The following is a 24,313-nucleotide window of genomic DNA, read 5'->3' on the forward strand; positions in this document are numbered from 1 at the left end:
TAAGTCAAACAATTTTTCCCAACTAATAATCAATTGCACACTTCACGCACAATCAGGCCGAATTGACAGCAAAAAGAGTGTTTTATCAACAGGCAGGATAAGGATAATAGATAAATGAAAGCGTTCGGGATGAATAAGAAATTATGGTGATATCGAGAAATGAAGGGAGTATTGCGTGATAAAGCAAAGAAAATGGTGCGCTAAAGGAAGCGTCTCGCTAGTGATTAGCGAGACGCAGTAACTTTAGTAACTCGTTTGTTGCGATTTTTCAGCCTGGATACGTTGGTAGATCTCTTCACGGTGAACAGAAACTTCCTTAGGGGCATTAACACCAATACGAACCTGGTTACCTTTTACCCCAAGCACTGTCACGGTCACCTCATCCCCAATCATGAGGGTCTCACCAACTCGACGAGTTAGAATCAGCATTCTTTGCTCCTTGAAAGATTAAAAGAGTCGGGTCTCTCTGTATCCCGGCATTCTCCATCATATACGCCAAAAAGTAAGTGGTGACAAACACATAAACTGTCAATGACCACGACATTACCTTCTGTTATGACTAAGTCTAGCCGATATACGCAACTTTAACCTGACTTTATCATTATTGAGTGTGTGCAGATTAAGAAGACGCCATAACCTGAATGAGTTATGGCGTCTGTCTGCACTTTATTTTTTTACTTAGAGCTTAGCCGCGACCCAGGCTTCAACACCGGCCAGAGCACCAGGCAATGCTGCCGTGTCTGTACCACCTGCCTGAGCCATATCTGGACGACCGCCCCCTTTGCCTCCGACTTGCTGAGCGATAACCCCAATCAGCTCCCCCGCTTTAACACGGTCGGTCACATCTTTAGAGACACCCACAATCAGAGAAACTTTACCTTCTGATACCGTCGCCAGAACGATGATTGCCGAACCCAGCTGATTTTTCAGATCATCAACCATAGTACGCAACATCTTCGGTTCGACGTTGGCGAGCTCACTCACGAGGAGTTTCACGCCTTTTACATCGACAGCTTTGCTGGAAAGGTTTGCACTCTCCTGCACAGCCTGCTGTTCTTTCAACTGCTGCAACTCTTTTTCGAGCTGACGAGTACGCTCCAGTACCGAACGCACTTTCTCGTTCAGGTTCAGGCTGTCACCTTTAAGCAGTTGAGCAATATCCTGTAGTTGTTCGCTCTGCGCATGAAGGTTTGCCAACGCACCTTCACCTGTCACAGCTTCGATACGACGTACGCCCGCAGCAGTACCGGATTCCGCAACAATACGGAATAGGCCAATATCACCAGTGCGATTTGCGTGAATGCCACCACACAGTTCAGTTGAGAAATCCCCCATGCTCAGCACGCGCACATGGTCATCATATTTCTCACCAAACAACGCCATTGCACCTTTAGCTTTAGCAGCTTCCAGATCCATGACGTTGGTTTCGATTGGCAGGTTGCGACGAATCTGCGCGTTGACGATATCTTCTACCGCACGCACTTCCGCAGGTTTCATTCCCTCAAAATGAGAGAAGTCAAAACGCAGGCCTTTATCGTTAACCAAAGAACCTTTCTGCGCGACATGCGTGCCAAGTACCTGACGCAGTGCGGCGTGCAGCAAGTGAGTTGCAGAGTGGTTCAGACGAATACGCGAACGGCGCTCTTCATCAACTTCAGCTTTTACGCTATCGCCCACTTTCACAACCCCAGCAACGAGCTTGCCCAGATGACCGATCGCCTGACCATATTTCTGCGTATCGTTAACAGCAAAGTCTATGCCGTTACCCTTAATCGCGCCTTTATCACCGACCTGGCCGCCAGACTCCGCATAGAATGGGGTCTCATTGAGCACCACAACAGCTTCTTGCCCGGCAGTAATTTGTTCAACCGCTTTGCCATCAACAAATAGCGCGGTGACTTTAGCAGTTAAATCAGTGTGGTCGTAACCTTTAAACGCTGTGGCTGAATCAACGCGGATCATACTGTTGTAGTCAGCGCCAAAACCGCTGGACTCACGCGCACGACGGCGTTGTTCTTCCATCGCAGCTTCAAAGCCTGCTTCATCAACTTTCAGGTTACGCTCGCGGCAAACATCCGCCGTCAGGTCAACCGGGAAACCGTAGGTGTCATACAGACGGAATGCGGTTTCGCCATCCAGAGTATCACCCTTCAGATTAGCCAGTTCTTCATCCAGCAATGCCAGGCCACGCTCAAGCGTACGAGCAAACTGCTCTTCTTCGGTTTTCAGAACTTGTTCAACCAGCGCTTGCTGACGATGCAGTTCTTCACCAGCAGCACCCATGACTTCTACTAATGGGCCAACCAGTTTGTAGAAGAAGGTTTCTTTCGCACCCAACATGTTGCCATGACGGATTGCACGACGAATGATGCGGCGCAACACGTAGCCACGGCCTTCGTTCGACGGAGTAACGCCATCAGAAACAAGGAATGCGCAAGAACGAATATGGTCAGCAATAACACGCAGCGATTTGCTGGTCAGATCGGTAGCACCTGTCACTTTAGCAATAGACTGGATCAACTTGCTGAACAGGTCGATTTCATAGTTGGAATTAACGTGTTGCAGAACTGCAGCAATACGTTCCAGACCCATACCAGTATCAACAGACGGCTTAGGCAGTGGCAGCATAGTGCCATCCTGCTGACGGTTGAACTGCATGAACACAAGGTTCCAGATTTCGATATAGCGGTCGCCATCTTCTTCTGCGCTGCCCGGAGGGCCGCCCCAAATATGGTCGCCGTGGTCGAAGAAGATTTCGGTACATGGGCCGCATGGGCCGGTATCACCCATTTGCCAGAAGTTGTCAGATGCATATGCGGCACCTTTATTATCGCCAATGCGAATAATGCGCTCGCGTGGCACACCAACTTCTTTTTCCCAGATTTCAAACGCTTCGTCGTCAGTCTCGTAAACAGTGACCCAAAGACGATCTTTTGGCAGATTAAACCACTGTTCGCCGGTCAATAATTCCCATGCGAAGTTAATGGCATCATGTTTGAAGTAATCACCGAAGCTGAAGTTACCCAGCATTTCAAAGAAAGTATGGTGACGGGCAGTGTAACCGACATTTTCCAGATCATTGTGCTTACCACCGGCGCGGACACAACGTTGAGACGTTGTTGCACGGGAATAGTTACGCTTGTCGAGACCAAGGAAAACATCCTTGAACTGATTCATCCCGGCATTGGTAAACAGCAAAGTAGGATCGTTATTCGGAACCAGGGAGCTACTCGCTACAACCTGGTGGCCTTTACTATGGAAAAAATCGAGAAACGCCTGACGGATCTCAGCGGTGCTCTTGCTCATAATTATCCTGAAATCAAGCTAACGAGGAGTTAGCAAACCGGTCATAGCCAATTTTGTTGCTTTGGTCTTGACCTGTTTACCTGGAAAAAGTGGGAATAAGATAAGTTTTCTTATGAGGGAAGTAAAATCCCGTGTATGCCTAATCGGAAAAATTTCGGTTTTTATACCCAAAATAATTAAAGTTGCGTCAAGGCGGCAAGCGAGAAAATCCCGATGAGCTTACTCCAGTAAGTGATTCGGATGAACGAGTGAAGCTAACGCCGAGGCAACTTTAAGTATGAAGGGTATATCATGAATAAACAGCCTGGATGTCTTCCATAAAGAACCCACGATACTGAAGATAACGCTGCACTTTAGCTCGCTCTTTCCATTCTGTCGGAAGTTGCTCGCCAAATTTTCGCTCGGCAATGTCTCGAGCCATCTCTTGCCAGTCTATTTCGCAATTTTCCATTGCGGCTTCGCTCAGATCACGCGCGATACCTTTGCCCTGCAATTCCTGGCGGATACGTTGCGGGCCATAACCTTTGCGGCTGCGGCTTGCGATAAAACGTGAGGCAAATTGAGCATCGTCCAACCAGCGGTGTTCATAACACCAGGCAATGACTTTTTCGATATCTTCAGGCGTGAACGGATCTTCTTCAGCTCTTGGTTTTCCGGGAAACGTAGGCTGTGTCGCGAGTTTACGGCGAAGTTCTTGTTCACTGTGATCGCGCATCGCCAGGATACGAGTGGCTTTGTCTAATAAGCGGGAATAAGGACTGCGGCGGGAAGTAGATTCGGCAGGCATAGCGGATAACCTGTTTAAAAGAAAATGGAGTAAGGCAGAAACAAATAAGGGCTGCCGTAGCAGCCCTTATGGGATTTAGAAGTCTTCTTTGGATTCAGCAACGTCTTTGTCGTGGTCATCAGCAACAAAGTCTGGTGTACCATCTGGATTATTCAGCAGCATATCACGCAGTTTCTTCTCGATTTCAGCAGCCATTGGCTTGTTTTCTTTCAGGAAGTTACTGGAGTTTGATTTGCCCTGGCCAATCTTCTCACCGTTGTAGCTGTACCAGGCACCTGCTTTTTCAATCAGCTTGTGCTTCACGCCTAAGTCAACCAGCTCGCCGTAGAAGTTGATACCTTCACCGTACATGATCTGGAATTCAGCTTGTTTAAATGGTGCAGCAATTTTGTTTTTCACCACTTTAACGCGAGTTTCACTACCCACCACGTTATCGCCATCTTTCACCGCACCAATGCGACGAATATCCAGACGTACAGAAGCGTAGAACTTCAGCGCGTTACCACCAGTAGTGGTTTCTGGGTTACCGAACATCACACCAATTTTCATACGAATCTGGTTGATGAAGATAAGCAAGGTGTTGGATTGCTTAAGGTTACCTGCCAGTTTACGCATTGCCTGGCTCATCATACGTGCCGCGAGGCCCATATGAGAGTCACCGATTTCGCCTTCAATTTCAGCTTTCGGCGTCAGAGCGGCAACGGAGTCAACAACCAGTACGTCGACTGCACCGGAACGTGCCAGCGCATCACAGATTTCCAACGCTTGTTCGCCAGTGTCTGGCTGTGAACAAAGCAGGTTGTCGATATCTACGCCCAGTTTCTTAGCGTAAATCGGGTCCAGAGCGTGCTCGGCATCGATAAACGCACACGTTTTACCTTCACGTTGAGCGGCGGCGATAACTTGCAAAGTCAGCGTCGTTTTACCAGAGGATTCTGGCCCGTAAATTTCAACGATACGGCCCATTGGTAAGCCACCGGCACCAAGCGCAATATCCAGTGAAAGTGAACCGGTAGAGATCGTTTCCACATCCATGGTACGGTCTTCACCCAGACGCATGATGGAGCCTTTACCAAACTGTTTTTCAATTTGGCCAAGTGCTGCCGCTAACGCCTTCTGTTTGTTTTCGTCGATAGCCATTTTTACTCCTGTCATGCAGGGTGATACACGGATGTGCCACGCTGCTTACTATGCTGTTTTGTTGTGCCAATTATACTGTATGGTCATACAGTATCAAGCTTATTTTTGAGAAATTCTTCCCACAGGGTTTGCAGCGCATATTCAGTGGCCTGGCGTCGAACGGCATCACGGTCACCCGCAAAAATCTGGCAGTTGGCGATGGTACCATCAAGTTTTGAAGCGAAGCCAAACCACACCGTTCCGACAGGTTTTTCTTCACTACCGCCATTTGGCCCGGCAATACCACTGACAGCAACCGCGTAATCCGCAGCGGCCGCATAAAGCGCACCTTGTGCCATTTCACGCACCACGGCTTCGCTAACTGCACCATGAGTTTCCAGCGTTCCGCTATCAACACCAATCATTTGGTGCTTAGCCTCATTACTGTAGGTAACAAAACCGCGTTCAAACCAGGCGGAACTGCCTGAAACATCAGTAATCACTTTGGCAATCCAGCCACCGGTGCAGGATTCTGCCGTGGTAACGGTCGCACCGATATGCCCGAGTGCTTCGCCGACCTGGTGACTTAATTGACGCAATGTTTTATCTGTCATGTTGGCTCCGATTGTAGACATAGCGCAGGGCTACACGATAGCACTTAACCGCTCTTGCAGAGGATTACATTAGATAACTCGAGGCACTTCCAGAAAAAAGAACGGCCAGCGAATGCTGGCCGATTAAATCACTTCATGCTGTTAGCGATAGTATCCACATTGTGCTTGAACGCCATCTCGTAAGTGCTGGCTGACCCGTTTGCGGCTGATAACGCTTCTGGATATAGTTCGCCACCCGGTTGGGCATCACTCGCAGCGGCAATTTGTTTTACCAATCGAGGGTCAGTCTGATTTTCTATAAAGTAAGTTTTGATGTGTTGTTCTTTGAGCTGCTTAATTAGTCCAGCAACGTCACTGGCATTAGCTTCCGCTTCGGTCGAGAAGCCCACTGGTGCCATGAAAGTCACGCCATACTCCTGGCCAAAGTAGCCAAATGCATCATGGCTGGTGAGCACTTTACGCTTTGATTTCGGAATAGCTTCAAAGCGCGTCTTCGCCCAACTATCGAGCAGTTTCAGGCGTGTAACATACTCGGAACCACTGTCGTTGATTGCCGCTGCATCTTCCGGGTCCGCAGCCACCAGCGCCCTGGTAATATTTTGTGCGTAGATTGCGCCATTTTCAGCACTGTTCCAGGCGTGGGGATCGGTGATTTGTTTACCGTCATCGACCATTTTCCGCGTCGAGATGCCTTCAGAAGCAACAATCACTTTGCCTTTATAGCCTGATGCGCTGACCAGACGGTCCATCCACCCTTCCATTCCCAGCCCGCTTACGATAACCACATCTGCTTTGCTTAACGCCACGCTGTCTTGCGGTGACGGTTCAAAGCTATGTGGGTCGCCATCTGGCCCCACCAGACTTTTCACCGTGACATGCTCACCACCTACTTGTTTTGCCATATCTGCCAATACGGTAAAACTGGCAACCACATTGAGGCTTTTCGCCAACGCAGCCTGGCTTGAGCACGCCAACACCAATGACACCATCATCCCAAAACGTTTCATTTAATCCCCTTGCTTGTTGTTATCAAGCCTCGACAAAGGCTACGAACCAGCCCGCTGCGCGAACCAAAAAGAATCGAGATAAAGAAGCCGACGCTTGCCGTAAGAACAATTGCAGGGCCCGCTGGTAATGCGGCGGCAAAAGACCATGCAAGCCCAATCCAGGCCGACAACAAACCGCAGACAATAGCGATGAACATCGCCCCTGGTAGTGTTTTCGCCCAGCAGCGTGCCGAAACAGCGGGAAGCATCATCAGACCGACAGACATTAGGGTCCCGAGGATTTGAAACCCGGCGACTAAATTAAGTACCAACAACGCGAGAAATACACCGTGAATAAGATGAGGAGCCAGGCGATTATTGACCTGTAAAAAGCTGCGGTCGAAAGTTTCCATCACCAGTCCACGATATAAACCGGCCAGAATAAGCAACGTCACGCTGGCTATCACGCCAACAAAAATTGTTGACTGGCTATCCACCGCCAGAATGGAACCAAATAGAAGATGAAGTAGATCAACACTGGAACCACGTAATGAAATCAGCGTGACCCCCAACGCCAGCGAGCCAAGATAAAAACCGGCAAAACTGGCATCCTCTTTAAGATTGGTGCGTGAACTGACAAGCCCTGAAATTAGCGCCACCAGCACGCCCGCAATAAAGCCGCCAATTCCCATCGCAACCAACGACATACCAGCCAGTAAATACCCCACAGCAACGCCAGGCAAAATGGCGTGAGACAGCGCATCGCCCACCAGACTCATACGTCGTAAAAGTAAAAAGATCCCCAGTGGGGCTGTGCTTATCGATAGTGCAAGACAGGCGACGAGTGCGCGTCGCATAAAACCGTAAGCAATAAACGGTTCAAAGAAGAAGTGATAAATCATGCGGATAACGCCAGATTGATACTTGATTTGCAGTAATGGGGCAGTACTTCAGCGGTATCGCCCCAATGGAAATGGTCTTGCGTAAGCAACAGAACCTGAGGGAAGTGTCTGCTAACGAGCTCGTTATCGTGCAGCACTGCCATCACTGTCTGGCCCGCCTGATGCATCTGACAGATAAGCGTCATCAAAAAATCACTGGTTTGTGAGTCAACGCCGGTAAATGGCTCATCAAGCAATACTAATGGCGCGTTTTGTACCAGCAGGCGTGCAAACAGCATTCTTTGAAACTGGCCGCCGGAAAGCGTTTCGATGGGTTGCTTGCTCAATGTAGTAAGACCAACACGCTCAATGGCATCGGCTACTCGCAGACGGATTTGGCGATTCAACGAGGAAAACAGACCTCGAGCGGGCCATGCTCCCATGCAAACCACATCGTAAACCGTGGTAGGAAACTGCCTTTCCATTTCGGCAAGTTGTGGCAGCCATGCAATACGTGGGCGCCCCTCAGTAAAAGACAATTGACCAGATACAGGTGACTGTAACTTCAGGATCGTCTTGAGAAGGGTCGATTTCCCTGTGCCATTGGCACCTATGATGGCGGTCATACTGCCTTTCACAATATGGCCAGTTAATGGCGGTGTTACTGCCCTTCCCTGATAACCCAGTACTAACTGATTTAGCGAGATCATGGCAGAGCTATCGCCCAGCGAATAGCCAGCCATAACCCAGCCAGCAGAATTAAGACCGCGCAAAATCGGACAGGCGCAGCCACTGTGAATAGTGTCCGTATAGGAAGCATTGCAGGAAAACCACTGAATTTGATTTGTTATAACATAACATAAACCAAATCAAATGCGATGTAAATTCCTGATCGACGATCAGGAAAAACCTTCATAACAATCTGGGAAGCTAACCCCGCCTCAGAATAAGACGGGGGTGAAGATTATTGAACGCGAGCCAGCGCTACTGCCTGACCGAGCTGCCAGACCGCCATCGCATAATGCGTGCTGTGGTTATAACGTGTGATGGTGTAGAAGTTCGGTAAACCGTACCAGTACTGGTAGCTATCGCCCACATCCAGGCGCAACAAGCTTGCCTCCTGGTGGTTGCCCAGAGAAGCGGTTGGGCTTAAACCAGACTCAGCCAGCGCGGATACGGAATATTTAGTTTTAAAACCATTCGCAAGCCCCGGCACCTGGCCGTTGGCAGGAACCGCAACCAAATCACCTTTCACCCAGCCATGTCCTTTGAAGTAGTTCGCTACACTGCCGATAGCATCTTCCGGGTCCCACAGGTTTACATGGCCGTCACCGTTGAAATCCACCGCATATTCTTTAAAGGCCGAAGGCATAAACTGGCCGTAGCCCATCGCTCCAGCGAATGAACCTTTCAATGCCAGCGGGTCATCGCCTTCGTTACGCGCCATCAACAGGAAGGTTTCCAGTTCGCCAGAGAAGTATTGCGCACGGCGAGGATAGGCAAACGAGAGCGTAGCAAGTGCATCGACAATCCGCGTTTTCCCCATCACACGGCCCCAACGGGTTTCAACACCAATAATGCCAACAATAATTTCTGGCGGCACGCCATAAACCTGGAAGGCGCGTTTCAGAGTGTCTTCATATTGATTCCAGAACGCGACACCATTTTGCACATTATCAGGGGTAATAAATTTGCCGCGATAGCGTAGCCATGCACCGTTTGGACCTGCTGGTGGTGCAGTAGTCGGTGCCTGCTGGTCCATTAAACGCAAAACGTAATCCAGCCGTTTGGCCTGAGAAAGCACTTCGTGCAATTGCTGGCGATCAAAACCATGCTTATTCACCATTTTATCGATGAATTTCTCAGCTTCTGGATTGTTAGCAAAATCCCCCGTCTGCATAAACACATCATGCTGCGGTTGCAACAAGAACCCCCCAGTAGGCGTGCCGGTTTGTTGAGGCTGTGTTTCTGTTTTCGGTTTGCTGCTACAAGCGGCGAGCAAAACAATAAGCGGAAGTAACGCGACGGAGTAACGCATGTGTTGGGATATCCATATAGCTAACGACGAATGTGTATTACTTATGGTAAATCAAAATCACAGTGGTAGTAACAGACTCTGCGAGACGGCGCGAATTTTTCCTGCCTTTTGGCAATGTGTGATCGCAGAGTTATGTGGTGTAATAGCGAAGCTTTTCACGACAAATCAGCTTCATGAGATAATGTGAACACTAACAATAATAAAAAATCACAATTAACTTTTAATTCAATGGATTAAAAAAGAAAAACTATGAGTACAACGGAAAATTTAGACGCCCACACCCCCATGATGCAGCAGTATCTGCGCCTGAAAGCTCAGCATCCTGAGATCCTGTTGTTCTATCGCATGGGCGACTTTTACGAGTTGTTTTATGACGATGCAAAACGTGCGTCGCAACTACTCGATATCTCTCTGACTAAACGTGGTGCATCCGCGGGCGAACCGATTCCAATGGCAGGTGTTCCACATCACGCCATCGAAAACTATTTAGCCAAGCTTGTGAATCTGGGTGAATCTGCCGCCATTTGCGAACAGATTGGCGACCCGGCCACCAGCAAAGGGCCTGTCGAGCGCAAAGTCGTGCGTATCGTTACACCAGGCACCATCAGCGATGAAGCCCTGCTGCAAGAGCGCCAGGACAACCTGCTGGCTGCAATCTGGCAAGATGGTAAAGGCTTTGGTTATGCGACGCTTGATATCAGCTCCGGGCGTTTTCGTCTGTCAGAGCCTGAAGATATCGAAACCATGGCCGCCGAACTTCAGCGTACCAATCCCGCTGAACTGCTGTATGCAGAAGATTTTGCCGAAACGCGCCTGATTGAAGGCCGCCGTGGCTTGCGTCGTCGCCCGCTGTGGGAGTTTGAAATATCCACCGCACGCCAACAGTTGAATATGCAATTTGGTACCCGCGACCTGATTGGCTTTGGTGTTGAAAATGCTCATCATGCTTTGTGTGCCGCGGGCTGCTTGCTGCAGTACGTTAAAGATACGCAGCGCACTTCCCTGCCGCATATTCGCTCCGTCACCATGGACCGCCAGCAAGACAGCATCATTATGGATGCGGCAACGCGCCGTAATCTGGAGATAACCCAGAACCTGTCTGGTGGCTTTGAAAATACGCTCGCCTCAGTGTTGGACTGCACCGTCACGCCGATGGGTAGCCGCATGCTGAAACGCTGGCTGCACATGCCAATTCGCAACATCGACGTGCTGCAAAAACGCCAGCAGACCATCGCAGCCTTACAAGAGCGTACCGCTGAAATACAGCCGGTGCTGCGTCAAGTTGGCGATCTGGAACGCATTCTGGCGCGTCTGGCACTACGCACTGCGCGTCCACGCGATTTAGCGCGCATGCGCCACGCTTTCCAACAACTGCCTGAATTGCGTGAAATGCTGGCCGATGTGCCAACAGAATATGTACAGACCCTGCGCGAAAATATGGGTGAGTTCACCGAGCTGCGTGAATTACTCGAGCGCGCAGTAGTGGAATCCCCGCCAGTGCTGGTGCGCGACGGTGGCGTGATTGCGCCAGGTTATCACGAAGAGTTAGACGAGTGGCGTGCGCTGGCTGATGGCGCGACAGATTATCTCGATAAACTGGAAATCCGCGAGCGTGAAAAGCTTGGTTTGGATACGCTGAAAGTCGGTTTTAACGGCGTGCATGGTTATTACATCCAGATTAGCCGCAGCCAGAGTCACCACGCACCAATTCACTATGTTCGCCGTCAGACGCTGAAAAACGCCGAGCGCTATATTATTCCTGAGCTTAAAGAGTACGAAGACAAAGTTCTCACGTCGAAAGGCAAAGCTCTTGCACTGGAAAAACAGCTCTACGATCAGTTGTTCGATGCGCTGTTGCCACATCTTGAAGCGTTGCAGCAAAGTTCTACGGCTTTGGCGGAACTGGATGTGCTGGTTAACCTTGCTGAGCGCGCTTACAGCCTGAATTACACTTGTCCGCAACTGACTGATAAACCGGGGATTAAAGTGGTTGATGGTCGTCATCCAGTCGTTGAGCAAGTTCTTAGCGAGCCGTTTATTGCCAACCCGCTAAGTCTCGCACCTCAACGCCGCATGTTGATTATTACCGGTCCTAACATGGGGGGTAAAAGCACCTACATGCGCCAATCGGCGTTGATCGTGCTGCTTGCCTACATTGGTAGTTTTGTTCCAGCACAGCAGGCAGAGATCGGGCCAATCGACCGTATTTTCACACGCGTAGGCGCGGCTGACGATCTGGCTTCCGGGCGTTCAACCTTTATGGTTGAGATGACCGAGACGGCAAATATTTTGCATAACGCCACCGAGAATAGCCTGGTACTGATGGATGAAATTGGTCGTGGGACTTCCACATACGATGGTCTGTCATTAGCCTGGGCCTGTGCCGAAAGTCTGGCTAATCGCATCAAAGCACTGACCCTGTTTGCCACGCACTATTTTGAGCTGACGACGTTGCCAGAAAAAATGGAAGGTGTGGCAAACGTGCATCTTGATGCTATCGAACACGGTGACACCATCGCCTTTATGCACAGTGTGCAAGATGGTGCGGCGAGCAAAAGCTACGGCCTGGCCGTTGCGGCGCTGGCTGGTGTACCAAAAGATGTGATTAAACGAGCACGTCAAAAACTACGTGAACTGGAGACGCTTTCTAATAACACGGCTGCCACGCAAGTCGATGGTACTCAGATGTCGTTGCTGTCAGTTGCTGAGGAAACCTCGCCTGCGGTAGAAGCTCTGGAAGCGTTAGACCCGGATTCGCTGTCACCAAGACAGGCGCTGGAGTGGATTTATCGGCTTAAAAATCTGGTGTGACACCTGACTAAAGCCATAAAAAAAGCGGTGACCTTAGTCACCGCTTTTTATTTGAAGAGTCGATTATTCGCGGAACAACGCTTCGATATTCAGTCCTTGAGCCTGCAAAATTTCGCGCAGACGACGTAGACCTTCTACCTGAATCTGGCGAACACGTTCACGAGTCAGACCAATTTCACGGCCAACATCTTCCAGTGTTGCAGCTTCATAGCCTAACAGGCCAAAACGACGAGCCAGCACTTCACGCTGTTTAGCGTTCAGTTCAAACAACCACTTCACGATGCTCTGCTTCATATCATCGTCTTGCGTGGTGTCTTCCGGGCCGTTGTCTTTCTCGTCAGCCAGAATGTCCAGCAGCGCTTTTTCAGAGTCACCACCCAACGGGGTGTCTACTGAAGTAATGCGCTCGTTGAGACGCAGCATACGGCTGACATCATCAACAGGTTTATCCAGTTGCTCAGCAATCTCTTCCGCACTCGGCTCATGGTCGAGTTTGTGGGAAAGCTCACGAGCAGTACGCAGATAAACGTTCAGCTCTTTCACGATATGAATCGGCAAACGAATCGTACGGGTTTGGTTCATGATTGCCCGTTCGATGGTCTGACGAATCCACCATGTTGCGTATGTTGAGAAACGGAACCCACGTTCTGGGTCAAACTTCTCAACAGCACGGATCAGCCCCAGATTCCCCTCTTCAATCAAGTCCAGCAAAGCCAGACCACGATTGCTATAACGACGGGCAATCTTAACCACCAGACGCAAGTTACTTTCGATCATGCGTCGGCGAGAAGCGATATCACCACGCAGTGCGCGGCGGGCAAAATACACCTCTTCTTCGGCTGTTAATAAAGGGGAATAACCAATCTCCCCAAGATAAAGCTGAGTTGCGTCAAGCACACGCTGAGTGGCACCTTGTGACAACAACTCCTCTTCGGCTATGTCGTTATCACTGGGTTCCTCTTCTACGAGGGCTTTTTCGTCAAAGACCTCAACTCCATTCTCATCATATTCCGCGTCTTCATTTAACTCGTTAACTTTCAGCGTATTCTGACTCATAAGGTGGCTCCTACCCGTGATCCCTGGGCAAAATACCTACCTTGCACTTCGTCCTTTAAGCGTTCTCCGCGTTGGCTACCTTCATTCACCCCAGTCACTTACTTGAATAAGCTCCCGGGGAATCACTCAGTTGCCGCCTTGATACCACTTAAATAACTATATGCAGCTTAGGATTTTGCCGGCTTATCGCTGCGGTAAATAACGCAGCGGGTTGACGGATTTCCCCTTGTAACGAATTTCAAAATGTAAACGTGTTGAACTGGTTCCGGTGCTACCCATGGTAGCTATCTTCTGCCCCGCCGTGATTTCTTGTTGTTCCCGGACCAGCATTGTATCGTTATGGGCGTAGGCACTCAGGTAATCATCGTTGTGTTTAATGATGATTAGATTACCGTAACCACGCAGCGCGTTACCGGCATACACCACTCGCCCAGAGGCGGTAGCAACAACAGCCTGGCCTTTGCTGCCTGCGATATCGATCCCTTTATTGCCACCTTCGGTAGCAGAGAAGTTCTCAATAATCTTGCCTTCAGTCGGCCAGCGCCAGGTTGAAATTGGCGCGCTATCGGACGTGCTGCTGGCAGTTGGTACAGTAGTCGTAGAGCTAACCACAGGTGCCGTAACCGGTGCTGTGACGACAGTCGCAGTACCTTTATTATTCGGCAACATTTTGTTAGCACTCTGTTCACCTGAATCCTCAGAATACGTAATTACAGGTTTAGAAGCAACCACTGCGGTGGTATTTTGCACAGGTGGCGGAGCGACGCCTTGCGCGCTGGCATCAGCCGTTGTGACCGCATTTCCGCCAGTGATTGGCGTCCCAGAAGAGCTGCCCACTTGCAGAGTCTGACCTACTTCTAAGCCATACGGGGCGGGGACATTGTTGCGCTGGGCTAAGTCACGGAAATCGTTCCCGGTAATCCACGCAATATAGAAAAGAGTGTCGCCGCGTTTAACGGTATAAGTGCTGCCGCCGGCATAGCTGCCTTTCGGAATGTTCCCATACTTGCGGTTATAAACGATACGGCCGTTTTCTGTTTGAACTGGCGTTGAAACAACGGGCTGCGGTTGAGTGCGCATAGGCTGGATCTGTGGTTGCTGCTGTACAGGCTGAATTTGCGGAGTCTGGCTTTGAGTGGACATTTTCGGTGGCTGGGTAATCAGCATTCCACTAGATGAACTGCCACCGGCATTGCTGCTACCACCTACAGAACTAATAGGCGCCTGGCTGTTATTGCTGGTACAGCCAGCTAACCAAAGGCTAACCAGCGACAACGCTGCAATACGGCGTAAAGTAAAAGTTGGGCTTCCCGCGCTCATTTATCCCCCAAAAACAATCATATGCTTATGTATGAAAATACGGCAAAACTGGCGCTTAAGGCCAGCTATCAAAATTTCGCTGCGCGTTACGTTACGCCAAAACCCTTAGAAAAAAACAAGATATTTCCGGGTTATGCCAGTTCCCCCTTCACTAAGGGCACAAAACGAACGGCTTCTACCGTATCAATGACAAATTCCCCATTCTGGCGACGAATCCGTTTAAGAAACTGTCGATCTTCGCCTACAGGGAGAACTAAAATTCCGCCTTCATCCAGCTGTGCTAAGAGCTCGCTGGGAATCTCCGGCGGTGCTGCCGTCACAATAATAGCGTCAAATGGACTACGCGCATGCCAGCCCTGCCAACCATCACCGTGACGGGTTGAGATATTGTGCAGATCGAGTTGTTTTAAACGTCGCCTTGCGTGCCATTGCAGGCCTTTAATGCGTTCAACTGAACAAACATGATGCACCAGGTGCGCCAGAATGGCCGTTTGATACCCGGAACCTGTCCCGATCTCCAGCACACGGCACTCAGGAGTCAGTTCAAGTAACTCGGTCATTCTTGCAACCATATAAGGCTGCGAGATGGTTTGGCCTGAGCCAATGGGTAATGCAGTGTTTTCCCAGGCTTTGTGCTCAAACGCTTCGTCGACAAATTTTTCCCGAGGCACCTGGGCAATTGCATCAAGAACTTTTTCGTCCTTGATGCCTTGATTGCGTAGCTGTTCGAGAAGGGTTTGTACGCGTTTGCTTACCATTGCTCATCCACTCCTGACTTGCTCAACCAGTGGCTAACCACCTCACGAGCACTGTGGGCCGTTAAGTCGACATGCAAGGGCGTGACCGACACATAGCCTTCATCAACAGCGGCAAAATCGGTATCCGGGCCTGCATCAAATTTGTCGCCAGGAGGCCCAATCCAATACAGGGTATTACCGCGAGGATCTTCTTGCGGAATAACTTTATCTGAAGGATGACGGCTACCACAGCGCGTGACACGAATACCCTTGATTTGATCAAGTGGCAAATCAGGCACATTGATATTTAAAATGCGCCCGGTTCGCAGCGGCTCACGCATCAGCGCTCGCAGAATCGTGCAGGTTACCGCAGCGGCGGTTTCATAATGCTCATGGCCATTAAGAGAAACGGCCAGCGCCGGAATACCTAAGTGTCGCCCTTCCATCGCTGCCGCAACGGTGCCGGAATAGATAACGTCATCGCCCAGATTTGGGCCTGCGTTAATCCCGGAAACCACCACTTCAGGCACCGGGCGCATCAAGGCATTGACGCCAAGGTAGACGCAGTCAGTCGGCGTGCCCATTTGCACGGAAATATCGCCGTTTGCGAGAGTGAAAGTACGCAATGAAGATTCGAGCGTCAGTGAGTTTGATGCCCCACTGCGATTACGGTCGGGGGCTACCACCTGCACCTCAGCAAATTCCCTTAGTCGGGCCGCCAAAACTTGAATGCCCGGCGCGTTGACCCCGTCATCGTTACTCAAAAGTATTCTCATATTCTTTTTACAAAGCTTCTTTTATATGAATATACGAAAAAGATAAAACCACACGTTGGTCCCATGAGACGCTTACTGTCCGCGTATTTTTTATACTCAAAAAACGCTCCAACTTGTTGTTTTATCCCATTCAGCTGATTTTAGTGCACCTGTCATGAAATTGTTGCTGTTTTTGTAACATTCACAACAAACGCCAGTCTGGAGGCTACTATACAATCCTGGGTTGACTAAATCACCTTCCGTGGGCTGAGGATTGAGCTGGAAACAAGAGGTTGTGGAACTGTCCGAGACAAAATAATGCGGAATTTAAAACAAAAAAAAGCGGGTAATATCATTACCCGCCATAAATAAGTTCTACCGTTACTCAGCAATATCAGCGTAATTACCCGGTGCGTTCATTAATTCACGCACCACGCTGGTTGCGAAACTGCCGGCAGGCAGCCAGAAATTCAGCTCAACGGTGATGTCGTCCCACCAGCTCCAGCTCAACTCTTTGGGCATAACCAGCATAGCGCGGCGAGCCGCTTCTACACGCTCACGCACCAGCAGCGACTGCAAATCCGTTTCTCCAGCAACACACTGCTGTTCAAACTCCAGTGCGGCGTTTTGCGTGCCCCAGGAACCGTCACCCGGCAGCGGTGCAGTAATTAATAATTCACCGCTATCGACACGGTTTTGCAGCTCAGGAAGCTCTTCCGGTGTGGCAACAAACCAGCTTCCACGCCCAGCTAGTTGCAGCGCATCGCCATCGATAACCTGGTTGAAATCGGACTTTTTCAGCCTTTCGCTAACAATCTGGTTAAACATGGCGCTACGAGCTGCCGACAAATAAAAACTGCGCTTATTACGATCGCGGATCGGTGCATTGCTTTGCGCCCAGCGCACGGCCTGGTGCAGGTTATTGCCTGCAATCCCAAAACGTTGGCTACCGAAATAATTCGGCACTCCACGATGCAAAATTGTATTCAAACGCTGCTCAATATCGGCGCGGTCACTCACTTCACGTAGTACCAGCGTGAAGCGATTACCTTTCAAAGCTCCTAAACGCAATTTACGGCGGTGACGGGCATATTCCAGCACCTGGCAGCCTTCAAGCTCAAACCCGCTCATATCCGGCATTTCTTTGCCCGGAAGGCGTACGCAGAACCACTGTTCAGTTACTGCATGCTTGTCTTTCTGCCCGGCAAAGCTCACTTCGCGGGCTGGAACCTTCAGATATTTCGCCAGCGCGTCAGCAACAAAGCGGGTGTTGCAGCCATTTTTCAGGATGCGTAACAGGAGTTGCTCACCGTCACCATCCGGCCCAAAACCCAGGTCTTCGATAACCACGAAGTCCTCTGGACTGGCTTTGATTAACCCGGTGCCTTGTGGCTTGCCGTGCAGCCAGGTCAGATTCTGCATATCCATTATTTGCGCGCCTTATGCAGCAGAGCGACTGCTTCGCAAGCGATGCCTTCACCACGGCCTGTAAAACCGAGTTTCTCAGTAGTGGTCGCTTTTACGTTCACATCGTCCATATGGCAGCCGAGATCTTCGGCAATAAACACGCGCATCTGCGGGATGTGCGGAGCCATTTTTGGAGCCTGTGCAATAATCGTCACATCGACGTTACCCAATGTGTAGCCTTTCGCCTGAATACGACGCCACGCTTCGCGCAGCAATTCGCGGCTATCGGCACCTTTAAACGCCGGGTCGGTGTCCGGGAATAATTTGCCGATATCGCCCAAAGCAGCCGCCCCAAGCAGAGCATCGGTTAATGCGTGCAGAGCGACATCACCATCCGAGTGTGCAAGCAACCCCTGCTCGAAAGGCACACGTACGCCGCCAATGATGATTGGGCCTGCGCCACCAAAGGCGTGTACATCAAAACCATGTCCAATACGCATTATTCTTTCTCCGTTTGGGTTAACCGCGTGAGGTAAAACTCAGCCAGCGCCAGGTCTTCAGGACGAGTCACTTTTATATTATCGGCGCGGGCGCTAATTAATTCGGGATGGAAGCCACAACACTCAAGAGCAGAGGCCTCATCAGTGATTGAGGCATGTTCATCGAGTGCGCGCTGCAAACAGCTGCGCAGTAATTCCAGAGGGAACAGTTGAGGCGTTAAAGCGTGCCACAGGTCTTCGCGATCGACGGTATGAGCGATGAGATTTTTGCCCGGCTCGCCGCGCTTCATGGTGTCACGCACAGGTGCCGCCAGAATGCCGCCGATTTTGCTGGTTTCGGTAATTGCTAATAAACGCGCTAAATCGTCCTGATGCAAACAAGGGCGCGCAGCATCGTGCACCAGCACCCATTGAGCACCTTGCACCACATTTAGCCCGGCAAGTACCGAGTCAGCACGCTGTGCACCACCGTTTATCACGGTGATATTTGGGTTAGAGGCAAGGGGCAAAGAGGCAAACCAGCTATCGGTTGGGCTAATGGCGATAACGACATGAGCCACGCGTGGATGAGCCATCAGGCTCGCCACTGCGTGTTCAAGAATAGTTTTATCGCCGATTTTTAGATATTGCTTAGGACATTCCGTTTGCATGCGGCTGCCGATACCTGCTGCCGGCACCACGGCAATTACGTCCGGGGAGGAGTCTGCCATGTAGATTCACTTACGCTTGATTATCGATTGTTCTGCCCGGCACTGTTAGTTAAGCGCTTAGAGCTATCGGGTACCAGGCGGTAGAAAGTTTCACCCGGCTTGGTCATGCTTAATTCATTGCGTGCACGTTCTTCAATGGCTTCCTGCCCGCCATTAAGATCGTCAATTTCCGCAAACAGCTGATCGTTACGCGCTTTGAGTTTAGCGTTCGTCGCCTGCTGAGCAGTAACGTCGTCGTTTACTCGCGTGTAGTCATGTACGCCGTTTTTTCCAAACCACAGCGAATACTGCAGCCAGACCAACAAGGCCAGCAATAGCAGCGTTAGTTTACCCATCCTGCCCCCTGAAAAACGGCACAATCATCGCACAAAATTTTATCGAGCTTCGCTCTGGGCACAAGGTGGCCCTTCGTATTTGCGGCAGAATTTATCACAGAAAGCGCCAACATGCGCGTTTGCAGGTGAGTTAGCGGGCATGCAGCCATAAATAGTCTGTTACGGTTTGGCCAATATTTTAAGATTAACCCATCAGCCATAAGAATAGGATGCCGAACATCAGCGCTACGGCAAGCACCGTAGCAATGCAGCTAAAGATCAAACGGCCTCGTAGAAGAGAGTGCAGTGCAATTCCCACGACAACCGCTACAGGTAGCAAAGCGAGGAAAAATGGCCAGGTATAGAGGAAGAAAAACAGCGTGTTAGGGCCATAAATCAGGAAAGGAATACCCAGCGCTAATAGCCATGACAAAAAACCGATGAACGCGCCGGCCAATGACCAGGTTGTCTCTTCGGTACCAGGGCTTGCTTCAGCCGATGTAATTGCCATGTTAGTGCCATTGCGCATAACGATTCCGTAAACCCTGCAAGCCAGGCACGTTAGGCGCCTGGCAATGTCTTAGGTTTTGATAATAACGTCACGACGCAACAGGTCTAATAATTGGGCTATCAAATTTGTTACTAATTGTTCGCCGTCTAAGTGTATTTCCGGATTCACTGGTGCTTCATAGACTGAGTCAATTCCGGTGAAGTTACGCAGTTCGCCCGCACGGGCTTTTTTGTATAAACCTTTCGGATCGCGCGCTTCGCAGATGGAAAGTGGAGTATCAACAAACACTTCAATAAACCGCCCTTCCCCCACACGATCACGCACCATCTGGCGCTCAGCCCGATGTGGCGAAATAAAGGCGGTCAACACGACTAACCCCGCATCCACCATCAAGTTGGCAACTTCACCGACACGACGAATGTTTTCTTTACGATCGGCATCGCTAAAACCCAAATCGCTACACAAACCGTGGCGTACATTGTCACCATCAAGCAAGTAAGTGCTCACGCCAAGTTTATGCAGCGCTTCTTCCAGGGCGCCAGCAACGGTGGATTTACCCGAGCCCGAAAGCCCGGTAAACCACAGCACCGCGCCCCGGTGCTGGTGAAGACTCTCACGCTGCTCAGCTGTTACTGGATGGGCATGCCAGACGACATTCTCGTCGTGCTCAGCCATTATTTTCCTCCCAGCAAATCGCGTGCACCCCAGTGTGGGAAGTGACGGCGCACCAGCGCATTCAGTTCCAGCTCAAACGCGCTAAATGCTGACGGCTCCTGAAACACCTCTTCTTGTGGCTCACGTACCATGCCAGCGCCAACCGTCACGTTGGTCAGACGGTCGATGAAAATCAACCCGCCAGTGACCGGGTTTTCCTGGTACTTATCCAGCACCAGTGGTTCATCAAAGGTTAAATCCACCAGGCCAATACCGTTCAGCGGCAGGCTTTCCACGAGGCGCTGAGTCAGGCTGTTAATTTCGACCTGATAATGAATATTGTCGACACGGGCACGTGTTTTCTTCCCTGCGACTTTAATGTCGTAGCTTTGGCCCGGCACCAATGGTTGTTCAGCCATCCACACCACATCGACTTTTGCCGTTTGTACTGCAGGCTGCGCATCACTGGCATCAACCAGCAGGTCGCCGCGGCTGATATCGATTTCATCTTTGAGCACCAGCGTAATAGCTTCACCCGCAGCGGCTTGTTGCAAATCTCCATCAAAAGTGACGATTCGTGCAATGGCAGACTCAACACCCGACGGCAGGACTTTAACGCGTTGCCCAACTTTCACGATGCCTGATGCCAGCGTTCCGGCATAACCACGGAAATCCAGATTTGGGCGGTTTACGTACTGCACCGGGAAACGCATCGGCTGTTGTTCAACGATACGCTTCACTTCTACCGTTTCCAGAAGCTCCAGCAGAGTTGGGCCGGTGTACCACAGCATGTTAGAGCTTTGCGTGGCAACATTGTCGCCTTCCAGTGCTGAAAGCGGTACAAAACGAATATCCAGATCGGACGGCAGTTGCTCAGCAAAGGTCAGGTAATCCTGTTTGATCTGCTCAAATGTCTCTTCGCTAAAGCTCACCAGATCCATTTTGTTAACCGCCACCACCAGATGTTTGATCCCTAGCAGCGTGGAGATAAAACTGTGGCGGCGCGTTTGATCCAGCACGCTTTTACGCGCGTCGATCAATAAGATCGCAAGATCGCAAGTTGAAGCACCTGTCGCCATATTACGGGTGTACTGCTCATGCCCTGGGGTATCAGCAATAATGAATTTACGTTTTTCAGTGGAGAAATAACGGTAAGCCACATCGATAGTAATGCCCTGCTCGCGCTCGGCTTGCAGACCATCCACCAGCAATGCCAGATCCAGTTTCTCACCCTGCGTACCGTGACGTTTGCTGTCGGTATGCAGCGAAGAAAGTTGGTCTTCATAAATCTGGCGCGTGTCATGTAGCAAGCGGCCAATTAGCGTACTTTTGCCGTCATCCACGCTGCCGCAGGTCAGAAAACGCAGCAGGCTTTTGTTTTGTTGTGCGTGCAGATAGGCTTCAACGCCGCCTTCATCAGCAATTTGTTGTGCAATAGTGGTGTTCATCTGGCGACTCCTTAGAAATAACCCTGGCGTTTTTTAAGCTCCATCGAGCCTGCCTGGTCGCGGTCAATTGCCCGCCCTTGACGTTCACTGGTGGTCGAAACCAGCATCTCTTCGATGATTTCCGGCAATGTCTGCGCTTCGGATTCAACGGCGCCGGTCAGCGGCCAGCATCCCAGGGTACGGAAGCGCACCATTTTCTGCTCAATCACTTCACCAGGTTGTAAATCAATGCGGTCATCGTCAACCATCAGCAACATGCCATCGCGCTCTAGCACCGGACGCGGTGCTGCCAGATACAACGGAACGATTTCAATATTTTCCAGGAAGATGTACTGCCAGATATCCAGTTCGGTCCAGTTTGAAAGAGGGAACACGCGAATGCTCTCACCTTTATTAATCTGGCCGTTGTAGTTGTGCCACAGTTCAGGGCGCTGGTTTTTTGGATCCCAGCGGTGGAAACGGTCGCGGAACGAATAGATACGTTCTTTCGCACGGGATTTTTCTTCATCACGACGCGCGCCACCAAAGGCGGCATCAAAACCGTATTTGCTCAGCGCCTGCTTCAGCCCTTCGGTTTTCATGATGTCGGTATGTTTAGCGCTACCGTGCACGAACGGGTTGATCCCCATCGCCACGCCTTCCGGGTTTTTATGCACCAGCAGCTCAAAGCCGTAGTTCTTCGCGGTACGGTCTCGGAAGTCGTACATTTCGCGGAATTTCCAGCCGGTATCAACATGCAGCAGCGGGAAAGGAAGCGTGCCTGGGTAGAAGGCTTTACGGGCCAAATGCAACATCACCGAGGAGTCTTTACCGATGGAATACATCATCACCGGATTGGCAAATTCGGCGGCAACCTCACGGATGATATGGATGCTTTCCGCCTCCAACTGCCGCAAGTGTGTAAGTCGTTTCTGGTCCATAAACTTCCCTTAGCCGAGGTTTGGTGCGGAGGGCTATAGAACCTCCGTTTAAAAATTCATTAGGGGACTATACGTCTGTGGTTTATTTGTTATGAAATTACGAATTGGAATGAGTAGTTCCACAAAGGAATAACGCCATGGAAATGCAAATCACAAAATGTGCTGAACCAGCGATTTAACGTGGCTTTCAGAGCAATTGAAATTGTGTAACGCCCGTCACAGTTTCATACTATGCGGGCAAAAAATTTTCCTGGTTGAAGGACCTTCACTATGTTTTCCGCAATGCGCCACTCGCTAACCAGCCTGGCGTTAAGCATTTGCTGTACCTTGCCCGCAGTTGCCAGCACAACGCCAATGGGCAAAATTGCCAGTCAACAAACACGCCACATTGCTACGGTATTCCCAGGACGCATGACCGGCAGCCCCTCGGAAATGCTGGCCGCAGACTACATCAAGCAGCAATTTAGCCAGCTTGGTTACCAAAGCGATATTCGCCGCTTTAACACGCGTTATTTGTACACCACCAAAGATGGCCATCAGAGCTGGCATAACGTCAGTGCAAGTTCAGTAATTGCCGCACGTGAAGGAAAAGAGCCGCAGCAAATCATCATCATGGCGCACCTCGATACCTATTCACCGCTCAGTGATAATGATGTAAATAACAATCTTGGTGGTTTAACGCTGCAAGGTGTTGATGACAATGCTTCAGGTCTGGGCGTTATGCTTGAGCTTGCAACGCGCCTGAAAGATATTCCAACGCGCTATGGCATCCGCTTTATCGCCACCAGTGGTGAAGAAATTGGCAAACTTGGTGCGGAAGATGTTCTTAAACGCATGAGTCCCAGCGAGAAGAAAAATACCTTGCTGGTGATTAATCTCGATAACCTGATTGTCGGCGACAAACTCTATTTCAATAGCGGCAAATCAACACCAACAGCGGTCAGTAAACTGACGCGCGATCGTGCGTTAAAACTGGCGCGCCAGTTGAATGTTAAAGCCGCGACTAATCCAGGATTAAATGCCAAATATCCGAAAGGAACCGGTTGTTGTAACGATGCCGACGTGTTTGATGAAGCCGGCATTCCAGTGCTTTCTGTTGAAGCAACTAACTGGTCATTGGGCAAGAAAGATGGTTATCAGCAACGAGCGAAAAGCAAAGCCTTCCCGGATGGAACCAGTTGGCATAATGGCTTAATCGATAACCAACAGTATCTGGATAAGTGGCTACCAACGCGCATCGAGAAACGCAGCCATGATGTGGTGCGTGTGATACTGCCACTGGTGAAAGAGCTGGCAAAAGCGAAGCAATAACCCCGCAAATCTAAACGGGTCGGTTCGACAAAACCGGCCTTTTAGTATGACTAATAAAAACACAATTTTGTGACCTGCCCCACTCATTTCGCCTTTCATTCTGGACACAACCCGGTATCCGAAACTTA

General features: G+C 50.2%; 23 protein-coding genes. 2 read left to right on the forward strand and 21 right to left on the reverse strand.

Annotated features, from left to right (window positions below):
• Positions 1-243 precede the first annotated feature (243 nt).
• The 9 genes from csrA to mltB form a co-directional block, all read right to left on the reverse strand.
• A complete protein-coding gene (gene csrA, locus LVQ76_RS16035; protein ID WP_013574027.1) occupies positions 244-429 on the reverse strand; it encodes a carbon storage regulator CsrA in 186 nt (61 codons plus the stop codon).
• 249 nt (positions 430-678) lie between these two features.
• Complete coding sequence (gene alaS / locus LVQ76_RS16040) at positions 679-3,306, reverse strand: alanine--tRNA ligase (RefSeq protein WP_232922044.1); 2,628 nt, start codon at positions 3,304-3,306, stop codon at positions 679-681.
• A 289-nt stretch (positions 3,307-3,595) separates the two neighbouring features.
• Positions 3,596-4,093 carry a regulatory protein RecX gene (locus LVQ76_RS16045; RefSeq protein WP_232865710.1) on the reverse strand — a complete coding sequence of 166 codons (498 nt, stop codon included), beginning with the start codon at positions 4,091-4,093 and terminating at the stop codon, positions 3,596-3,598.
• A 75-nt stretch (positions 4,094-4,168) separates the two neighbouring features.
• Positions 4,169-5,233, reverse strand: coding sequence for a recombinase RecA (recA, locus tag LVQ76_RS16050; protein ID WP_064513292.1), 1,065 nt, complete (start codon positions 5,231-5,233; stop codon positions 4,169-4,171).
• Between the two features lie 83 nt (positions 5,234-5,316).
• On the reverse strand, positions 5,317-5,826 hold the full coding sequence (gene pncC, locus LVQ76_RS16055; protein ID WP_232922045.1) for a nicotinamide-nucleotide amidase: 510 nt from the start codon (positions 5,824-5,826) through the stop codon (positions 5,317-5,319).
• Between the two features lie 128 nt (positions 5,827-5,954).
• Entirely contained in the window at positions 5,955-6,833 is an 879-nt protein-coding gene (locus tag LVQ76_RS16060) for a metal ABC transporter substrate-binding protein (RefSeq protein WP_232922046.1), read from the reverse strand.
• Positions 6,830-7,714, reverse strand: a complete 885-nt coding sequence (locus LVQ76_RS16065; protein WP_232905230.1) for a metal ABC transporter permease — start codon at positions 7,712-7,714, stop codon at positions 6,830-6,832. The genes LVQ76_RS16060 and LVQ76_RS16065 overlap by 4 nt, the downstream gene beginning before the upstream one ends.
• Positions 7,711-8,403: a metal ABC transporter ATP-binding protein gene (locus tag LVQ76_RS16070; protein WP_232905259.1), complete on the reverse strand. Its 693-nt coding sequence runs from the start codon at positions 8,401-8,403 to the stop codon at positions 7,711-7,713. Before LVQ76_RS16070 ends, LVQ76_RS16065 begins: the two co-directional genes overlap by 4 nt.
• Positions 8,404-8,657: 254 nt before the next feature.
• Positions 8,658-9,731: a lytic murein transglycosylase B gene (gene mltB / locus LVQ76_RS16075; RefSeq protein WP_232865714.1), complete on the reverse strand. Its 1,074-nt coding sequence runs from the start codon at positions 9,729-9,731 to the stop codon at positions 8,658-8,660.
• Between the two features lie 249 nt (positions 9,732-9,980).
• On the opposite strand from mltB, the gene mutS reads away from it, so the two are divergent.
• Positions 9,981-12,542 (forward strand): DNA mismatch repair protein MutS, encoded by a 2,562-nt coding sequence (mutS, locus tag LVQ76_RS16080; RefSeq protein ID WP_232922047.1) that lies wholly within the window; start codon positions 9,981-9,983, stop codon positions 12,540-12,542.
• A gap of 63 nt (positions 12,543-12,605) precedes the next feature.
• Here the strand turns inward: mutS and rpoS are convergent, their stop codons facing one another.
• The 12 genes from rpoS to cysD form a co-directional block, all read right to left on the reverse strand.
• Positions 12,606-13,598, reverse strand: a complete 993-nt coding sequence (gene rpoS, locus LVQ76_RS16085) for an RNA polymerase sigma factor RpoS (protein WP_151995055.1) — start codon at positions 13,596-13,598, stop codon at positions 12,606-12,608.
• Between the two features lie 183 nt (positions 13,599-13,781).
• Positions 13,782-14,918 (reverse strand): murein hydrolase activator NlpD, encoded by a 1,137-nt coding sequence (nlpD, locus tag LVQ76_RS16090; RefSeq protein ID WP_232922048.1) that lies wholly within the window; start codon positions 14,916-14,918, stop codon positions 13,782-13,784.
• A gap of 131 nt (positions 14,919-15,049) precedes the next feature.
• The gene (locus LVQ76_RS16095; protein ID WP_232865717.1) at positions 15,050-15,676 is read right to left on the reverse strand and encodes a protein-L-isoaspartate(D-aspartate) O-methyltransferase; all 627 of its coding nucleotides are present in this window, start codon (positions 15,674-15,676) and stop codon (positions 15,050-15,052) included.
• Positions 15,670-16,431: a 5'/3'-nucleotidase SurE gene (gene surE, locus LVQ76_RS16100; RefSeq protein ID WP_232865718.1), complete on the reverse strand. Its 762-nt coding sequence runs from the start codon at positions 16,429-16,431 to the stop codon at positions 15,670-15,672. Before surE ends, LVQ76_RS16095 begins: the two co-directional genes overlap by 7 nt.
• A 360-nt stretch (positions 16,432-16,791) precedes the next feature.
• Positions 16,792-17,838 (reverse strand): tRNA pseudouridine(13) synthase TruD, encoded by a 1,047-nt coding sequence (truD, locus tag LVQ76_RS16105; protein ID WP_233338026.1) that lies wholly within the window; start codon positions 17,836-17,838, stop codon positions 16,792-16,794.
• Positions 17,838-18,317, reverse strand: coding sequence for a 2-C-methyl-D-erythritol 2,4-cyclodiphosphate synthase (ispF, locus tag LVQ76_RS16110; protein ID WP_232865719.1), 480 nt, complete (start codon positions 18,315-18,317; stop codon positions 17,838-17,840). Before ispF ends, truD begins: the two co-directional genes overlap by 1 nt.
• Complete coding sequence (gene ispD, locus LVQ76_RS16115) at positions 18,317-19,027, reverse strand: 2-C-methyl-D-erythritol 4-phosphate cytidylyltransferase (protein WP_232922049.1); 711 nt, start codon at positions 19,025-19,027, stop codon at positions 18,317-18,319. Before ispD ends, ispF begins: the two co-directional genes overlap by 1 nt.
• A gap of 20 nt (positions 19,028-19,047) precedes the next feature.
• A complete protein-coding gene (gene ftsB / locus LVQ76_RS16120; protein ID WP_151995048.1) occupies positions 19,048-19,362 on the reverse strand; it encodes a cell division protein FtsB in 315 nt (104 codons plus the stop codon).
• 184 nt (positions 19,363-19,546) lie between these two features.
• Positions 19,547-19,870, reverse strand: coding sequence for a DUF3561 family protein (locus tag LVQ76_RS16125; RefSeq protein ID WP_232865721.1), 324 nt, complete (start codon positions 19,868-19,870; stop codon positions 19,547-19,549).
• Positions 19,871-19,921: 51 nt separating this feature from the next.
• Entirely contained in the window at positions 19,922-20,527 is a 606-nt protein-coding gene (cysC, locus tag LVQ76_RS16130; RefSeq protein WP_232905225.1) for an adenylyl-sulfate kinase, read from the reverse strand.
• Positions 20,527-21,954 (reverse strand): sulfate adenylyltransferase subunit CysN, encoded by a 1,428-nt coding sequence (gene cysN / locus LVQ76_RS16135; protein ID WP_232922050.1) that lies wholly within the window; start codon positions 21,952-21,954, stop codon positions 20,527-20,529. Before cysN ends, cysC begins: the two co-directional genes overlap by 1 nt.
• Before the next feature lie 11 nt (positions 21,955-21,965).
• A complete protein-coding gene (cysD, locus tag LVQ76_RS16140) occupies positions 21,966-22,874 on the reverse strand; it encodes a sulfate adenylyltransferase subunit CysD (protein WP_034497961.1) in 909 nt (302 codons plus the stop codon).
• A 270-nt stretch (positions 22,875-23,144) separates the two neighbouring features.
• Here cysD and LVQ76_RS16145 point away from each other — a divergent pair, with 270 nt between their 5' ends.
• On the forward strand, positions 23,145-24,185 hold the full coding sequence (locus LVQ76_RS16145) for an aminopeptidase (protein WP_232905224.1): 1,041 nt from the start codon (positions 23,145-23,147) through the stop codon (positions 24,183-24,185).
• Positions 24,186-24,313: the final 128 nt, after the last annotated feature.

Origin of the sequence: Buttiauxella cochleicola (assembly GCF_021283185.1) — a bacterium.
Classification (GTDB): domain Bacteria; phylum Pseudomonadota; class Gammaproteobacteria; order Enterobacterales; family Enterobacteriaceae; genus Buttiauxella; species Buttiauxella massiliensis.